This window comes from Pseudomonas sp. AOB-7 (assembly GCF_003696305.1).
In the GTDB taxonomy this organism is placed as follows: domain Bacteria; phylum Pseudomonadota; class Gammaproteobacteria; order Pseudomonadales; family Pseudomonadaceae; genus Aquipseudomonas.
In genome coordinates this window covers 111,950-125,755 of record NZ_RFFK01000009.1, presented here as the reverse complement: position 1 = coordinate 125,755, position 13,806 = coordinate 111,950, and the positions used below count along the sequence as shown (strand labels likewise).

The 13,806-nt window shown below is 68.7% G+C and carries 12 protein-coding genes; 5 read left to right on the top strand and 7 right to left on the bottom strand.

Annotated elements, in window-relative coordinates; genetic code table 11:
• Nucleotides 1-115: 115 nt before the first annotated feature.
• Together EA796_RS17135 and EA796_RS17130 are read left to right on the top strand one after the other, a co-directional pair.
• Nucleotides 116-1,018, top strand: coding sequence for a response regulator (locus EA796_RS17135; RefSeq protein WP_122109483.1), 903 nt, complete (start codon nucleotides 116-118; stop codon nucleotides 1,016-1,018).
• Nucleotides 1,019-1,204: 186 nt separating this feature from the next.
• Complete coding sequence (locus EA796_RS17130; RefSeq protein WP_122109482.1) at nucleotides 1,205-2,101, top strand: peptidoglycan DD-metalloendopeptidase family protein; 897 nt, start codon at nucleotides 1,205-1,207, stop codon at nucleotides 2,099-2,101.
• A 59-nt stretch (nucleotides 2,102-2,160) separates the two neighbouring features.
• Here EA796_RS17130 and EA796_RS17125 read toward each other — a convergent pair whose 3' ends face one another.
• From EA796_RS17125 to glcD, 7 genes are all read right to left on the bottom strand, one after another.
• On the bottom strand, nucleotides 2,161-2,328 hold the full coding sequence (locus tag EA796_RS17125) for a rubredoxin (protein WP_021442321.1): 168 nt from the start codon (nucleotides 2,326-2,328) through the stop codon (nucleotides 2,161-2,163).
• A gap of 111 nt (nucleotides 2,329-2,439) precedes the next feature.
• Nucleotides 2,440-4,140 carry an L-lactate permease gene (locus EA796_RS17120; RefSeq protein WP_122109481.1) on the bottom strand — a complete coding sequence of 567 codons (1,701 nt, stop codon included), beginning with the start codon at nucleotides 4,138-4,140 and terminating at the stop codon, nucleotides 2,440-2,442.
• 305 nt (nucleotides 4,141-4,445) lie between these two features.
• The gene (locus EA796_RS17115; RefSeq protein ID WP_122109480.1) at nucleotides 4,446-6,623 is read right to left on the bottom strand and encodes a malate synthase G; all 2,178 of its coding nucleotides are present in this window, start codon (nucleotides 6,621-6,623) and stop codon (nucleotides 4,446-4,448) included.
• A 78-nt stretch (nucleotides 6,624-6,701) separates the two neighbouring features.
• Nucleotides 6,702-7,100 (bottom strand): heme-binding protein, encoded by a 399-nt coding sequence (locus tag EA796_RS17110; RefSeq protein WP_122109479.1) that lies wholly within the window; start codon nucleotides 7,098-7,100, stop codon nucleotides 6,702-6,704.
• 89 nt (nucleotides 7,101-7,189) lie between these two features.
• Nucleotides 7,190-8,407 (bottom strand): glycolate oxidase subunit GlcF, encoded by a 1,218-nt coding sequence (glcF, locus tag EA796_RS17105; protein ID WP_122109478.1) that lies wholly within the window; start codon nucleotides 8,405-8,407, stop codon nucleotides 7,190-7,192.
• Nucleotides 8,408-8,410: 3 nt separating this feature from the next.
• Entirely contained in the window at nucleotides 8,411-9,466 is a 1,056-nt protein-coding gene (gene glcE, locus EA796_RS17100) for a glycolate oxidase subunit GlcE (RefSeq protein ID WP_122109477.1), read from the bottom strand.
• A complete protein-coding gene (glcD, locus tag EA796_RS17095; protein WP_122109476.1) occupies nucleotides 9,466-10,965 on the bottom strand; it encodes a glycolate oxidase subunit GlcD in 1,500 nt (499 codons plus the stop codon). The genes glcE and glcD overlap by 1 nt, the downstream gene beginning before the upstream one ends.
• A 240-nt stretch (nucleotides 10,966-11,205) precedes the next feature.
• Between glcD and glcC the strand changes: the two genes are divergently transcribed.
• The 3 genes from glcC to EA796_RS17080 all read left to right on the top strand — a co-directional run bounded on the left by glcC (nucleotide 11,206) and on the right by EA796_RS17080 (nucleotide 13,713).
• Nucleotides 11,206-11,979, top strand: coding sequence for a transcriptional regulator GlcC (glcC, locus tag EA796_RS17090; RefSeq protein ID WP_021443330.1), 774 nt, complete (start codon nucleotides 11,206-11,208; stop codon nucleotides 11,977-11,979).
• A gap of 109 nt (nucleotides 11,980-12,088) precedes the next feature.
• Nucleotides 12,089-13,063 carry a sensor domain-containing diguanylate cyclase gene (locus tag EA796_RS17085; protein ID WP_122109475.1) on the top strand — a complete coding sequence of 325 codons (975 nt, stop codon included), beginning with the start codon at nucleotides 12,089-12,091 and terminating at the stop codon, nucleotides 13,061-13,063.
• A gap of 44 nt (nucleotides 13,064-13,107) precedes the next feature.
• Nucleotides 13,108-13,713: a glutathione S-transferase gene (locus tag EA796_RS17080; RefSeq protein WP_122109474.1), complete on the top strand. Its 606-nt coding sequence runs from the start codon at nucleotides 13,108-13,110 to the stop codon at nucleotides 13,711-13,713.
• Nucleotides 13,714-13,806 lie beyond the last annotated feature (93 nt).

The window sequence follows — 13,806 nt, the reverse complement described above, 5'->3', positions numbered from 1 at the left end:
TTGTCGCACGGCATGGCGTCGCGGTGCGCCCTAGCGCCGGGGGTTATGCGCTTTTCCGTTGGCCTTTGGCCACTGGCCATGACTATGCTTAACGCCATTCGTACAGGAGAGGCCGATGAGCAAAGTCAGTGTGCTGGTGGTGGACGACGCGACCTTTATCCGTGATCTGGTCAAGAAAGGGCTGCGCGATCACTTCCCCGGCGTACAGATCGAAGAGGCGGTCAACGGGCGCAAGGCCCAGCAGCTGCTGGGCCGCCAGACGGTCGACCTGATCCTCTGCGACTGGGAGATGCCGGAGATGTCCGGCCTCGAGCTGCTGACCTGGTGCCGCGAGCAGGACAGCCTGAAGACCACCCCCTTCATCATGGTCACCAGCCGCGGCGACAAGGAGAACGTGGTGCAGGCGATCCAGGCCGGCGTCTCCGACTACATCGGCAAGCCCTTCTCCAACGAGCAGCTGGTGACCAAGGTGAAGAAGGCGCTGAGCCGCGCCGGCAAGCTGCAGGCCCTCGCCGCCAGCGCCCCGCCGAAGATGCTCAGCAGCGGCGCCTTCGCCAACGACTCGCTGGCCGCCCTGACCGGCGGCAAGGCCGAGGTGGTCAAGCCCAGCGCGCCGGCTGCCGCACCGCTTGCGGCGGCTGCCCCGGCCGCCTCGCCTGTGGCCGCGAGCAAGGCGCCGGCCGGCCGCGGCCAGGGCCAGCTGCGCCTGCCGGGCGGCAGCATGGCCTGCGTGATCAAGGCGCTGAGCCTCAAGGAGGCGCTGCTGGTGGTCAAGCGCACCGAACAGCTGCCGCAGGTGCTGGAGAGCGCGGTGCTCGACCTGGAGCAGGGCGAGGCGGCCGAGACCGCGCGGCTCAACGGCTACCTGCACGCCGTGGCGGCGCTGGAGCCTTCGCCTGCCAGCGAGTGGCTGCAGCTGAGCTTCCGCTTCGTCGACCGCGACCCGCAGAAACTCGACTACCTGTCGCGCCTGATCGCCCGCGGCACCGCGCAGAAGCATTTCGTCCCCGGCGCCTGAACCCGCCGCCCCTAGCCCGGATGCGATCCGGGGAAAGATGCAGCGCTTGCCCCGAAACGCCCCGCCCCCGGCCGACCGACGGCGGTGAGCCGGTTCACAGCCTGAGGCTCGGCGCCTGGCACGGCCGCGCAGGCGCTGCTAGCCTTGCTAACCCAGATATCGAAAAGCCATAAGACCCGAGTCGTTATGCTAGGGCGTCTGATTTTCCTCTGCAGCCTGCTGGTCCTCAGCGGCCAGGCCGCTGCCCTGACCATCTACAAGTACGTCGACCAGAACGGCGTGGTGACCTATAGCGACCAGGCGGCGCCAGGCGCCCAGGTGTTCGTGTTCCGCGACCGCATGGTCGAGCGCCTGGACAACCAGGTGAAGCTGGAGACCCAGCAGCACGAGGCCGGCGAGACCCTGCTGGTGCGCAACGACCTGTACGCCCCGGTGGAGATCGAGCTGCGCCTGGAACAGGTGGAGAACGCCGTCGGTGCGCCGGACAAGCCGATCCGCTGGGTGCTGCCGCCGCGCAGCAAGATCCGCCTGGCCACCCTGGCGCCGCGCGAGGCCGGCCTGCCGCTGCGCTATAAGCCCAGGCTGCGCTATGCCCTCGGCGACCCGCGCCTGCAACCGAGCATCCACCGCTACCCGCTGCCCTGGCGCGGCGGCCCGTTCCGCCTGACCCAGGGCGCCGGCGGCAAGTACAGCCATTTCACCCCCAAGGGCCGCTACGCCATGGACATCGCCATGCCCGAAGGCACGCCGATCGTCGCCGCGCGCGGCGGCGTGGTGGTCAAGACCGAGAACCAGCAGAGCGGGCGCGGCAACAACCCGGCCGGCAACTTCGTGCGCATCCTCCACGACGACGGCACCATGGGCGTCTACCTGCACCTGATGAAGGGCTCGGTGGCCGTGCGCGAGGGCCAGCGGGTGGAGACCGGCAGCCTGCTGGCGCGCTCCGGCAACACCGGCAACAGCACCGGCCCGCACCTGCACTTCGTGGTGCAGCGCAACGTCGGCCTAGCGGTGGAGTCGATTCCCTTCAGCTTCCGCCAGCCGGTGGACAGCCTGCCCAACTTCGCCGTCGGCGGCGAATAGCGCCGAGCCAATAAAAACGGCGACCCGAGGGTCGCCGTTGCGGTGAAAACGAAGCGCGCTCAGCCGATCTCGATCATCTCGAAATCCATCTTGCCGACGCCGCAGTCGGGGCACAGCCAGTCTTCCGGCACGTCTTCCCAGCGGGTGCCGGCGGCGATGCCCTCGTCAGGCCAGCCCTGGCTCTCGTCGTATACCAGTCCACAGACCACGCATTGCCACTTCTTCATATAAACCTCAGGCGAATCTCAGTTGCGCGAGGCACGCTACCGCAATTGCCGACAGGCGCCAAGCGGCGGGGCGACGAATGCCGCCCCGCGCGGGCCAACCAAAGTCGGGTCTCAGCCGGCCAGATGCAGCGGGTCGCTGATCAGCATGAGGTACATGGCGATCAGCGCGATGGACCCGGCGGCCAGCAGGTAGTAGAGGGTCGGCAGGATGGTCTTGCGCAGGGTGATGCCCTCGCGCCCGAGCAGGCCGACGGTGGCCGAGGCCGCCACCACGTTGTGGATGGCGATCATGTTGCCGGCCGCCGCGCCCACCGACTGCAGCGCCACCATCATCGCCCCGGATACCCCGATCAGCCCAGCGGTGTTGAACTGGAACTGCGCCAGCATCAGGTTCGACACCGTGTTGGAGCCGGCGATGAAGGCGCCCAGCGCGCCCACGGCCGGGGCGAAGAAGGGATAGACGCCGCCGACGCTATCGGCCACCAGTTGCGCCATGGCCACCGGCATCGACATCAGGTCGCTGCCATTGACCCCCGAGTTGATCAGGATGCGCACCATGGGGATGGTGAAGATCAGCACGAAGCCGGCGCCGAGCAGGGTCTTGCTCGATTCGCCCACCGCCGCCCTGAGCTCGGCGAAACGCATGCGATGGAGCAAGAAGGTGGCCAGCACCACCATGCACAGGATGCCGCCGGGCAGGTACAGCGGCTCGATGGTGCCGGACACGCCGGTCTCGCCGAGGATGTCCTTCCAGCCGAAGCTCAGGCTCATCATGGCCGCCTTCACTTCAGGGAAAGTACGCGAGATCACCAGGAACACCGCCAGCAGCAGGTAGGGCGCCCAGGCCATGGGCACCGAGATCGGCGTCTTGCCGGCGATGTCGTCCAGCTTCATCTCGATCTTGCCCATCCACTCGCTCGGCCAGTCCTTGGGGTCGGCGAAGTCCCACTGCTCCTTGGGCAGCAGGAAGCCGGCCTTGGCCGCCGGCACCACAATGGCCAGGCCGACCAGGGCGCCGATCATCGACGGGAACTCGGGGCCGAGGAACACCCCGGCGGCCATATACGGCAGGGAGAAGGCGAAGGCGGTGAAGATGGCGAACGGCGCTACCGCCAGGCCTTCCTTCCAGCTCTGATTCTTGCCGAAGAAGCGGGTCATGATCATCACCATGACCAGCGGCATCAGCAGGCCGATCAGGCCGTGGGTGATCGCCACCCGCGAGTAGATCAGGTGGAAGAAGGTCTCCCAGTCGCTGCCGTTGGCCACCAGCTGGGCGCTGATGCCGGTCTTGTCCAGGCCGGCGCCGACGCCCACCAGGATCGGCGTACCCACTGCACCGAAGGACACCGGGGTGGACTGCACCATCATCCCCAGCACCACCGCGGCCAGCGCCGGGAAGCCCAGCGCCACCAGCAGCGGCGCGGCCACCGCGGCCGGGGTGCCGAAGCCGGAGGCGCCCTCGATGAAGCAGCCGAACAGCCAGGCGACGATCAGCGCCTGCACCCGGCGATCCGGGGTGATGTTGGAGAAGCCGCGGCGGATCGCGCTGATGCCCCCCGAATGCTTGAGGGTGTTGAGCAGCAGGATGGCGCCGAAGATGATCCACAGGATCGAGGCGGTGAGGATCAGCCCCTGCAGGCTGGAGGCGACGACCCGGTTGAGGGACATGTCCCAGGCCGTCAGGCCGATCAGGGCGGTGAGGACGAACACCAGCGGCATCGCGTACTTGGCCGGCCAGCGAAAGCCGATCAGCAGTACCCCCGCCAGCACCAGCGGCACGAATGCCAGGATGGACAGCAGCGTTTGACTCATGGGTTGGTTCCTTCTTTTTCTTGTGAACCACAGTTTTCCGGGGATGACCCGGCGCCACGCATCTGGAACGGCCGGGCGCCACGGCACCGACCCTTCCGGGAGCTGCGGCGAGGGGGATCGCCCGCCGCCGCGCTCATGCTCGAAAGCCCCGACGGCCAGGAGCCGTCAGGGCTTGCTACTGCTCCGTGGAGGCGTCAAGAGCCATCCACGGTTGTTAACCCGCTTGTGTAGGAGCCCCGCCCCGGGGGCGAAGCTTTTCTCCAGCTTCGCGGCGGGGCGCCGCTCCTACATGATCGATGAGATGCTCAAACCTCCTCTTTAAAGCGCAGGCGCCAGGCATGCAGCAGCGGCTCGGTGTAGCCGGACGGCTGCTCGCGGCCCTTGAACACCAGGTCGCAGGCGGCGCGGAAGGCGTGGGAGCGGTCGAAGTTCGGCGCCATCGGCCGGTAGGCGGCGTCGCCGGCGTTCTGCCCGTCGACCACCTGGGCCATGCGCTGCAGCGCCTCGCGCACCTGGGCTTCGCCGACCACGCCGTGGTGTAGCCAGTTGGCGATGTGCTGAGCCGAGATGCGCAGGGTGGCGCGGTCTTCCATCAGGCCGACGTTGTGGATATCCGGCACCTTGGAGCAGCCGACGCCCTGCTCGACCCAGCGCACCACGTAACCGAGGATGCCCTGGCAGTTGTTGTCCAGTTCCTGCTGGATGTCGCTGGCGCTCCACGGCCGCTCGGCGCTGACCGGCACGCTGAGCAGGTCGTTCAGCAGGCCGTCGCGCTGCTCGGCCAGGTCGATCAGCTCCAGCTCGCGTTGCACCGCCTGCACGTCCACCTGGTGGTAGTGCAGGGCGTGCAGCACGGCGGCGGTCGGCGACGGCACCCAGGCGGTGTTGGCGCCGGCCTTGGGGTGGCCGATCTTCTGCTCGAGCATGGCCGCCATCAGGTCCGGCATGGCCCACATGCCCTTGCCGATCTGCGCCTTGCCGCGCAGCCCGCAGGCCAGGCCGACCAGCACGTTGTTGCGCTCGTAGGCGGCGATCCAGGCGCTGGATTTCATGTCGCCCTTGCGCAGCATGGCGCCGGCCTCCATCGCCGTATGCATCTCGTCGCCGGTGCGGTCGAGGAAGCCGGTGTTGATAAAGGCCACCCGTGCGCTGGCGGCTTCGATGCAGGCCTTGAGGTTGACGCTGGTACGCCGCTCCTCGTCCATGATGCCCATCTTCAGGGTATCGACCGGCATGCCCAGCAACTGCTCGACGCGGCCGAACAGCTCGTTGGCGAAGGCCACCTCGAACGGGCCGTGCATCTTCGGCTTGACGATATAGACGCTGCCGCTGCGCGAGTTGCCGCGGCGCTGCAGGTCGTGCAGGGCGATCAGGCTGGTGACCACCGCGTCGAGAATGCCCTCGGGGATCTCCTGGCCTTCGCCATCGAGGATCGCCGGGTTGCTCATCAGGTGGCCGACGTTGCGCACGAACAGCAGCGAGCGGCCGTGCAGGCACAGCTCGCTGCCGTCGGCGGCGGTATAGACCCGATCCGGGTTGAGGCGACGGACGATGCGCTTGCCGCCCTTGTCCAGCTCCTCGGCCAGGTCGCCCTTCATCAGGCCCAGCCAGTTGCGGTAGACCAGCACCTTGTCGGCGGCGTCGACGGCGGCCACCGAGTCCTCGCAGTCCATGATGGTCGACAGCGCCGCTTCCATCAGCACGTCCTTGACCCCGGCGGCGTCGCTGCGGCCGATGGGGCTGCTGGCGTCGATCTGGATCTCGAAATGCAGGCCGTGATTCTTCAGCAGCACGGCGCTCGGCGTGGCCGCCTCGCCCTGGTAGCCGACGAACTTCTCCGGCTGGGCCAGGGCGCTCTGCGCGCCGCTGCCGAGGGTCACCTGCAACTGGCCGGCAACCACGGCATAGGCGCGGGCGTCGGCGTGCGAGCCCTTGGCCAGCGGCGCCGCCTGGTCGAGGAAGGCGCGGGCGAAGGCGATCACCTTGGCGCCGCGCACTTCGTTGTAGCCCGGGCCCTTGCTGGCGCCACCCGCTTCACTGATCGCATCGGTGCCGTACAGCGCGTCGTACAGCGAGCCCCAGCGGGCGTTGGCGGCATTCAGCGCGTAGCGCGCGTTCATCACCGGCACCACCAGCTGCGGGCCGGCCTGGCTGGCGATCTCGCTGTCGACCTTGGCGGTACTGACCTTGACCTTCTCCGGCTGCGGCAGCAGGTAGCCGATGGACTCGAGGAAGGCGCGGTAGGCGGCCATGTCGCGGATCGGGCCGGGGTTGGCGCGATGCCAGGTATCCAGCTCGGTCTGCAGGCGGTCGCGTTCGGCCAGCAGCGCGCGGTTACGCGGCGCCAGGTCGTGCACCAGGGCGTCGAAGCCGCTCCAGAAGGCCGCTGCTTCGATACCGCTGCCGGGCAGCACTTCGCTTTCGATGAACTGCTTGAGTTCGGCGGCCACCTGCAGGCGCTGACATTGCACGCGTTCGGTCATTTTGCTGTTCTCCTGTCTGCATCCGGGTTGTCTGGGATGCCTGTGAAATTCGTCTGGCGGGAAGAAACGGCGCGCGGCTTACAGCGCCGCGATACCCGCCTTGGCCACCTGCGCGTCCTGTTCGGCCTTGACCCCCGACACGCCGACGGCGCCGACTACCTGGCCGTCCACCAGCACCGGCACGCCGCCTTCCAGCGAGGTGATCAGCGGTGCGCTGAGGAAGGCGCTGCGGCCGCCGTTGACCATGTCCTCGTAGCCCTTGGTTTCGCGGCGGCCGAGGGCGGCGCTGCGCGCCTTTTCGGTGGCGATGTAGGCGCCGATCGGCGCGCAGCCGTCGAGGCGTTCCAGCGCCAGCGGGTGGCCGCCGTCGTCGACCACGGCGATGGCCACGGCCCAGCCCTGTTGCTGCGCTTCGCTGCGGGCCGCCTGGATGATCAGGGCGACTTCGTTCTGGCTGAGTACGGCTTTGTGTTGCATGGCATACCTCGTATTCGTGGTTTCGTAGCCCGGAGGCAATCCGGGATTTGCGGCGTTCGTTGTCCCGGATTGCATCCGGGCTACGGCGATCAGTGCATGGCCTCTTCGACCAGCTCGATCCAGTGCCGCACTGGCGTGCGCCCGGCGCCGTCCAGGTGGGTCTGGCAGCCTATATTGGCGGTGACGATGGCATCGGGCTGACCGCTCTCCAGGGCGTTGAGCTTGTTGTCGCGCAGCTGCCGCGACAGCTCCGGCTGGGTCAGCGAATAGGTGCCGGCCGAGCCGCAGCACAGGTGGCCGTCCGGCACGGCGGTGAGGCCGAAGCCGAGGCGGCTCAGCACACCTTCCACGGCGCCGCCGAGCTTCTGCGCATGCTGCAGGGTGCAGGGGCAGTGGAAGGCCAGGCGCTGCTGCGCGCGTACCTGCAGCTTTTCCAGTGCTTCGCCCTGCAGCACCTCGACCAGATCCTTGGCCAGGGCGCTGACCCGCGCCGCCTTGGTCGCATAGGCCGGATCGCCGGCGAGCAGATGGCCGTAGTCCTTGACGAAGGCGCCGCAGCCGCTGGCGGTCTGTACTATGGCTTCGGCGCCGGCTTCGATGGCCGGCCACCAGGCGTCGATGTTCTGCCGCGCGCGCTGCAGGCCCGCCTCCTGGGCGTTGAGGTGGTAGTCCACGGCGCCGCAGCAGCCGGCCTCGCGGATCGGCGTGACGCTGATGCCGAGGCGATCGAGCACGCGCGCGGTGGCGGCGTTGGTGTTGGGCGACAGCCCCGGTTGCACGCAGCCTTCGAGCATCAGTACGCGGCGCGCATGCTGCACGGTCGGCCGTGGCTTGGCCGGGCGAATCTGGCGTGGCAGCTTGGCCTTGAGCGTGGTCGGCAGCAGCGGGCGCAGGGCCAGGCCGGTCTGGGTCAGCGCCTTGAACAGCGTCGGGCGCGGCACCACGGCGCGCAGGCCCTGGCGCAGCAGGCGCTCGCTCAGCGGGCGCGGCACCGCCTGTTCGACCAGTTCGCGGCCGATATCCAGCAGGTTGTGGTACTGCACGCCGGACGGGCAGGTGGTTTCGCAGTTGCGGCAGGTCAGGCAGCGGTCCAGATGCTGCTGGGTCTTGGCGGTCACTTCGCCGCCTTCGAGCATCTGCTTGATCAGGTAGATACGCCCGCGCGGGCCGTCCAGCTCGTCGCCGAGCAGCTGGTAGGTCGGGCAGGTGGCGTTGCAGAAACCGCAATGCACGCAGGAGCGCAGCACCCGCTCGGCTTCCTCGGCGCGCGGCAGACGCTTGGCTTGTTCACTCAGGTTGGTCTGCACGGCTTATACCTCGGCGTACATGCGGCCAGGGTTGAAGATGCCCTGGGGGTCGAGCTGTTGCTTGAGCTGACGCTGGTAGCGCAGCAGCGGCGCGGCCAGCGGCTGGAAGGGTTGTTCGGCTCCTGCGGCGAAGCAGGTGGCGTGGCCGCCGAGCTTGGCCAGCACGCGCTGGATCAGCGCGCCATCGGCGTCGGACTTGAGCCAGCGCTGGGCGCCGCCCCAGTCGATCAGCTGGCGCCCGGGCAGGTCGAGCAGGCCGCTGTTGGCCGGCAGCGACAGGCGCCACAGGGTGCCTTCGCCGGCGAAGAACGGCAGGCGCTGTTCGCGCAGCTGCTGCCAGTAGCCGTTGTCGATTTCCTCGCCGCCGAGGCGCTGGCGCGCAGCCTGCACCGAGCCCTCGCCGCCTTCCAGGCGCAGGTGCAGCGCCGCACCGTCGTGGCTGGCGGCGCTGATCGGCAGCGGCTGCTGGCCCCATTCGGCGAGCTTGTTCAGCGCGTGCAGGGCGTCCACTTCCAGGCGCAGGCTGAGCGCCTGGCGCGGCTTGGGCAGCACCTTGAGCGACACCTCGGTGAGCAGGCCGAGGCAGCCGAAGCTGCCGGCCAGCAGGCGCGACAGGTCGTAGCCGGCGACGTTCTTCATCACCTCGCCGCCGAAGCGCAGCAGCTTGCCCTGACCGGTGATCACCCGGGTGCCGAGCACCTGGTCGCGCACCGAACCGGCCCAGGGCCGGCGCGGGCCGGACAGCCCGGCGGCGACCATGCCGCCCAGGGTGGCGCCATCGCCCAGGTGCGGCGGTTCGCACGGCAGCATCTGGTTGTTGGCCTCCAGCGCCGCCTCGATCTCGGCGAGCGGGGTGCCGGCGCGGGCGGTGAGCACCAGCTCGGTCGGGTCGTAGCTGACGATGCCGCGATGGCTGCGGGTATCCAGCACCTCGCCGGCGGTGGCGCGGCCGAGATGGGCCTTGCTGGCGCTGCCCTGGATGCGCAGCACGGTGGCGCTGTTCAGCGCGTGGTTGACCTGTTCCAGCAGCGCGGCGCTGGCGTCGAAATCATGCGACATCAGAAACGCTCCAGTTCCGGGAAGGGCAGTTGGCCGTGGTGCACGTGCATGGCGCCGAACTCGGCGCAGCGGTGCAGGGTGGGAATGTTCTTGCCCGGGTTGAGCAGGCCGGCCGGGTCGAACGCCGCCTTCACCGCATGGAACAGGGTGATTTCGTCGCTGTTGAACTGCGCGCACATCTGGTTGATCTTCTCGCGGCCGACACCGTGCTCACCGGTGATGCTGCCGCCGACCTTGACGCAGAGTTCGAGGATCTTGCCGCCGATGGCCTCGGCCCGCTCCAGCTCGCCGGGCACGTTGGCATCGAAGAGGATCAGGGGGTGCATGTTGCCGTCGCCGGCGTGGAACACGTTGGCCACGCGCAGGCCGTACTCTTCGGACAGTTCGGCGATGCCGCGCAGCACCCCGGGCAGCTCGCGGCGCGGGATGGTGCCGTCCATGCAGTAGTAGTCCGGCGAGATGCGCCCGACCGCGGGGAAGGCGTTCTTGCGCCCGGCCCAGAACTTCACCCGCTCGGCCTCGTCGCGGGCCTGGCGCACTTCGGTGGCGCCGGCCTTCGTCAGCACCGCGCGCACCCGCTCGCAGTCGTCGGCCACGTCGGCTTCGACGCCATCCAGCTCGCACAGCAGGATGGCCTCGGCCTCCACCGGGTAGCCGGCGTGGATAAAGTCTTCCGCGGCGCGGATCGCCAGGTTGTCCATCATCTCCAGGCCGCCGGGAATGATGCCGGCGGCGATGATGTCGCCCACTGCGCGGCCGGCCTTTTCCACCGAGTCGAAGGCCGCCAGCAGCACCTTGGCCACCTGCGGCTTGGGCAGCAGCTTGACGGTGACTTCGGTGACGATGCCGAGCATGCCCTCGGAGCCGGTGAACAGCGCCAGCAGGTCGAAACCGGGGGCGTCCAGGGCGTCGCTGCCGAGGGTCATGAACTCGCCCTCGACGGTGAGAATCTCGACCTTGAGCAGGTTGTGCACGGTCAGGCCGTACTTCAGGCAGTGCACGCCGCCGGCGTTCTCGGCGACGTTGCCGCCGATGGAGCAGGCGATCTGCGACGAGGGGTCCGGCGCGTAGTACAGATCGAAGGGCGCCGCCGCCTGGGAGATCGCCAGGTTACGCACGCCCGGCTGCACGCGGGCGAAGCGGCCTTCGCGGTTGATCTCGAGAATCTGGTTGAAGCGCGCCATCACCAGCAGGATGCCCTGCTCCAGCGGCAGCGCGCCGCCGGACAGGCCGGTGCCGGCGCCGCGTGCCACCACCGGCACGCCGCGGGCGTGGCAGAGCTGCAGCAGCTGCTGCACCTGCTCGATGCGTTCGGGCAGCACCACCAGCATGGGCGTGGTGCGGTAGGCGGACAGGCCGTCGCACTCGTAGGGCGTGAGGTCTTCGGTGGTGTGCAGGATGTCGAGGTCGGGCAGGCGCTGGCGCAATTCCGCCAGCAGGGCGGCCTTGTCGACCTTGGGCAGCGCGCCGTCGATGCGCTCGTCGTACAGAATGCTCATGGCAGGCTCGATTCGGGAACGTAATTGTTATCAAGGGTCAGGCTGCGACCATGGGCCGCATGTTTAGGTCGGCCTTGTCCCTGCGTCCATCTTCTTGGGCGCTGGTAGGACCAGTTTCTTGCGCCAGGCCTTTGCCCTGGATTGGCCTAAGGTCTTATCCATCGCGGCTTGCCTCTGGGCGGGCGCGCGATCTAAGGTGGCCCTTAGAAATTGGTACGACCAGTGTGGTGGAGGTGGCGAATGGACGGGCAACAGGGCGCGGCGCGGCGCCAGGTCAGCGACGTGGTGGCCGAGCGCATCGAGCGGCTGATCGTCGACGGCGTGCTCAAGGTGGGCCAGCCGCTGCCGTCGGAGCGGCGCCTGTGCGAGAAGCTGGGCATCTCCCGTTCGGCGCTGCGCGAGGGGCTCAAGGTGCTGCGCGGGCGCGGCATCATCGACACCGCCCAGGGCCGCGACTCGCGGGTGGCCAAGCTCAGCGGCGAGCGCGACGCCAGCCCGCTGATGCACCTGTTCAACTCGCAGCCGCGCACCCTCTACGATCTGCTGGAAGTGCGCGGCCTGCTCGAGGGCGAGTCGGCGCGCCTGGCGGCGCTGCGCGGCACCGAGGCGGATTTCGTGTTGCTGACCCGGCGTTACGAGGAAATGCTCGCCGCCCATACCCAGGACAGCCCGGTCGATCCGCGCGAGCACGCGCGCCTCGACCACGCCTTCCACCTGGCCATCTGCGAGGCCTCGCACAACCCGGTGCTGGTGCACACCCTGCAGTCGTTGACCGACCTGATGCTCAGCACGGTGTTCGCCTCGGTGAACAACCTCTACCACCGCCCGGCGCAGAAACGGCAGATCGACCGCCAGCACTCGCGGCTGTATCACGCGGTGATCGAGCGCCTGCCGGAACAGGCGCAGCGCGCCGCGCGCGACCATATCCACAGCATCCGCGACAACCTGCAGGAGATCGAGCAGGAAGAGCAGCGCCTGGTGCGCGCCACCATGCGCCTGGAGGGGTGGGGCTAGCTCGGTTCTGCGCGACCTGGCGCAGCGGCTGGACCCTGGCGCTTGTCGTGAGTAACGTCGCCTGGTGTATAAGGAACGGGCAGCCGTATCCGCCGCTGGAGGATTGCCCGTGAACCAAGCCATCGAGACCGACAGTGCGGTCTACAAGGCCCTGCTCGAATCGACCAAGGCGATCCCCTGGAAGATCGACTGGAAGACCATGACCTTCGCCTACATCGGCCCGCAGATCGAAAGCCTGCTGGGCTGGGCGCAGTCCAGCTGGGTCAGCGCCGAGGACTGGGCGGCGCGCATGCACCCGGAGGACCGCGAGCAGGTGGTGGCCTTCTGCGTGTCGCAGTCGCAGAACGGCGTCGACCACGAGGCCGACTACCGTGCGCTGACCGCCGCAGGCGATTACGTGTGGATCCGCGACGTGGTGCACGTGGTGCGCGACGACAAGGGCGAGGTGGATTCGCTGATCGGCTTCATGTTCGACATCAGCGAGCGCAAGCAGACCGAGCAGCAGCTGCTCAGCCTGCAGCAGCAGCTCGAAGAGCTCTCCTACAAGGACGGCCTGACCGGCGTGGCCAACCGGCGCATGTTCGACTCGGTGCTGGCCAGCGAATGGGCCAATGCCCAGCGTACCCGCCAGCCGCTGTCGCTGATCCTGCTGGATATCGACCACTTCAAGCAGTACAACGACCACTACGGGCATATCCAGGGCGACGACTGCCTGAAGAGCGTCGGCCAGGCGCTGAGCGGCGCCGCCAGCCGGCCGCGGGATTTCGTCGGGCGTTTCGGCGGCGAGGAATTCGTCCTGGTGCTGCCGGAAACCGACGCCGCCGCCGCCCGTCATATCGCCGAACGCTGCCGCCAGCTGGTGCGCCAGCGGCGCATCCCCCACGAGAAATCCACGGTGGCGCCGCTGCTGACCATCAGCCTCGGCGTCGGCACCACGGTGCCCGAGGCCCAGGACCGCGCGGTGGACTTCCTCAACGCGGTGGACAAGCTGCTCTACCGCGCCAAGCAGCGCGGCCGCGATCGCCTGGAAATGGCGCCGGTGCAGGGCCAATCGTTGCCCGAGCAGGTGCCTGGTTCCGGCTAGAGCTCGCCGTCAGATGTGCCGAGTCCCATGAGGAGAGTAGAAACATGCAACTGATCTATGCCGCCGCCTCCCCCTTCGCCCGCAAGGTTCGCGTGCTGGCCTTCGAGACCGGGCTGCTGGCGCGCATCGAGCTGCTCGACACCGCCGTGCTGCCGACCACCCTCAACGAGCGGGTCAACGCGCTCAACCCGCTGGGCAAGATCCCGGTGCTGCTGAGCGACGACGGCGAGGCGTTGTACGACAGCCGGGTGATCTGCGAGTACCTCGACACCCTGCACGGCGGCGCCCGGCTGCTGCCGCAGGACGATACGCGCTGGCCAGTGCTGCGCCTGGCGGCGCTGGCCGACGGGCTGATGGACGCCGCGCTGCTGGCGCGTTACGAAAAGGCCGTGCGCCAAGCCGAGCAGCAGTCGCAGGCCTGGCTGGAGGGGCAACTGGGCAAGGTGCAGCGCGCCCTGGCCGAGCTGGAGCGCCAGGCCGACCGGCTGCAGGGCCCCGTCGATCTGGCGCAGATCGGCGTGGCCTGCGCCCTGGGCTATCTGGATTTCCGTTTCGCCGATCTCGACTGGCGCGCCGCGCATCCGGCGCTGAGCCGGTTCCAGCAGGCCTTTGCCCAACGTCCCTCGATGCTGGCCAGCGCGCCGGCCTGATCGAGATACGCCGCTGCGCGGAGGCTAGTCGCCCCCAGGCATGGGCAAGGCGCGCGCCATCGCTGGCGCGCGTCCTGCCCGTTGCGGCAGGTG

Bases quoted from the DNA above. Each gene is read 5' to 3' on its own strand.
- EA796_RS17135 (WP_122109483.1), top strand. From the start codon at position 116: ATGAGCAAAGTCAGTGTGCTGGTGGTGGACGACGCGACCTTTATCCGT.
- EA796_RS17130 (WP_122109482.1), top strand. From the start codon at position 1,205: ATGCTAGGGCGTCTGATTTTCCTCTGCAGCCTGCTGGTCCTCAGCGGC.
- EA796_RS17125 (WP_021442321.1), bottom strand. From the start codon at position 2,328: ATGAAGAAGTGGCAATGCGTGGTCTGTGGACTGGTATACGACGAGAGC.
- EA796_RS17120 (WP_122109481.1), bottom strand. From the start codon at position 4,140: ATGAGTCAAACGCTGCTGTCCATCCTGGCATTCGTGCCGCTGGTGCTG.
- EA796_RS17115 (WP_122109480.1), bottom strand. From the start codon at position 6,623: ATGACCGAACGCGTGCAATGTCAGCGCCTGCAGGTGGCCGCCGAACTC.
- EA796_RS17110 (WP_122109479.1), bottom strand. From the start codon at position 7,100: ATGCAACACAAAGCCGTACTCAGCCAGAACGAAGTCGCCCTGATCATC.
- glcE (WP_122109477.1), bottom strand. From the start codon at position 9,466: ATGTCGCATGATTTCGACGCCAGCGCCGCGCTGCTGGAACAGGTCAAC.
- glcD (WP_122109476.1), bottom strand. From the start codon at position 10,965: ATGAGCATTCTGTACGACGAGCGCATCGACGGCGCGCTGCCCAAGGTC.
- glcC (WP_021443330.1), top strand. From the start codon at position 11,206: ATGGACGGGCAACAGGGCGCGGCGCGGCGCCAGGTCAGCGACGTGGTG.
- EA796_RS17080 (WP_122109474.1), top strand. From the start codon at position 13,108: ATGCAACTGATCTATGCCGCCGCCTCCCCCTTCGCCCGCAAGGTTCGC.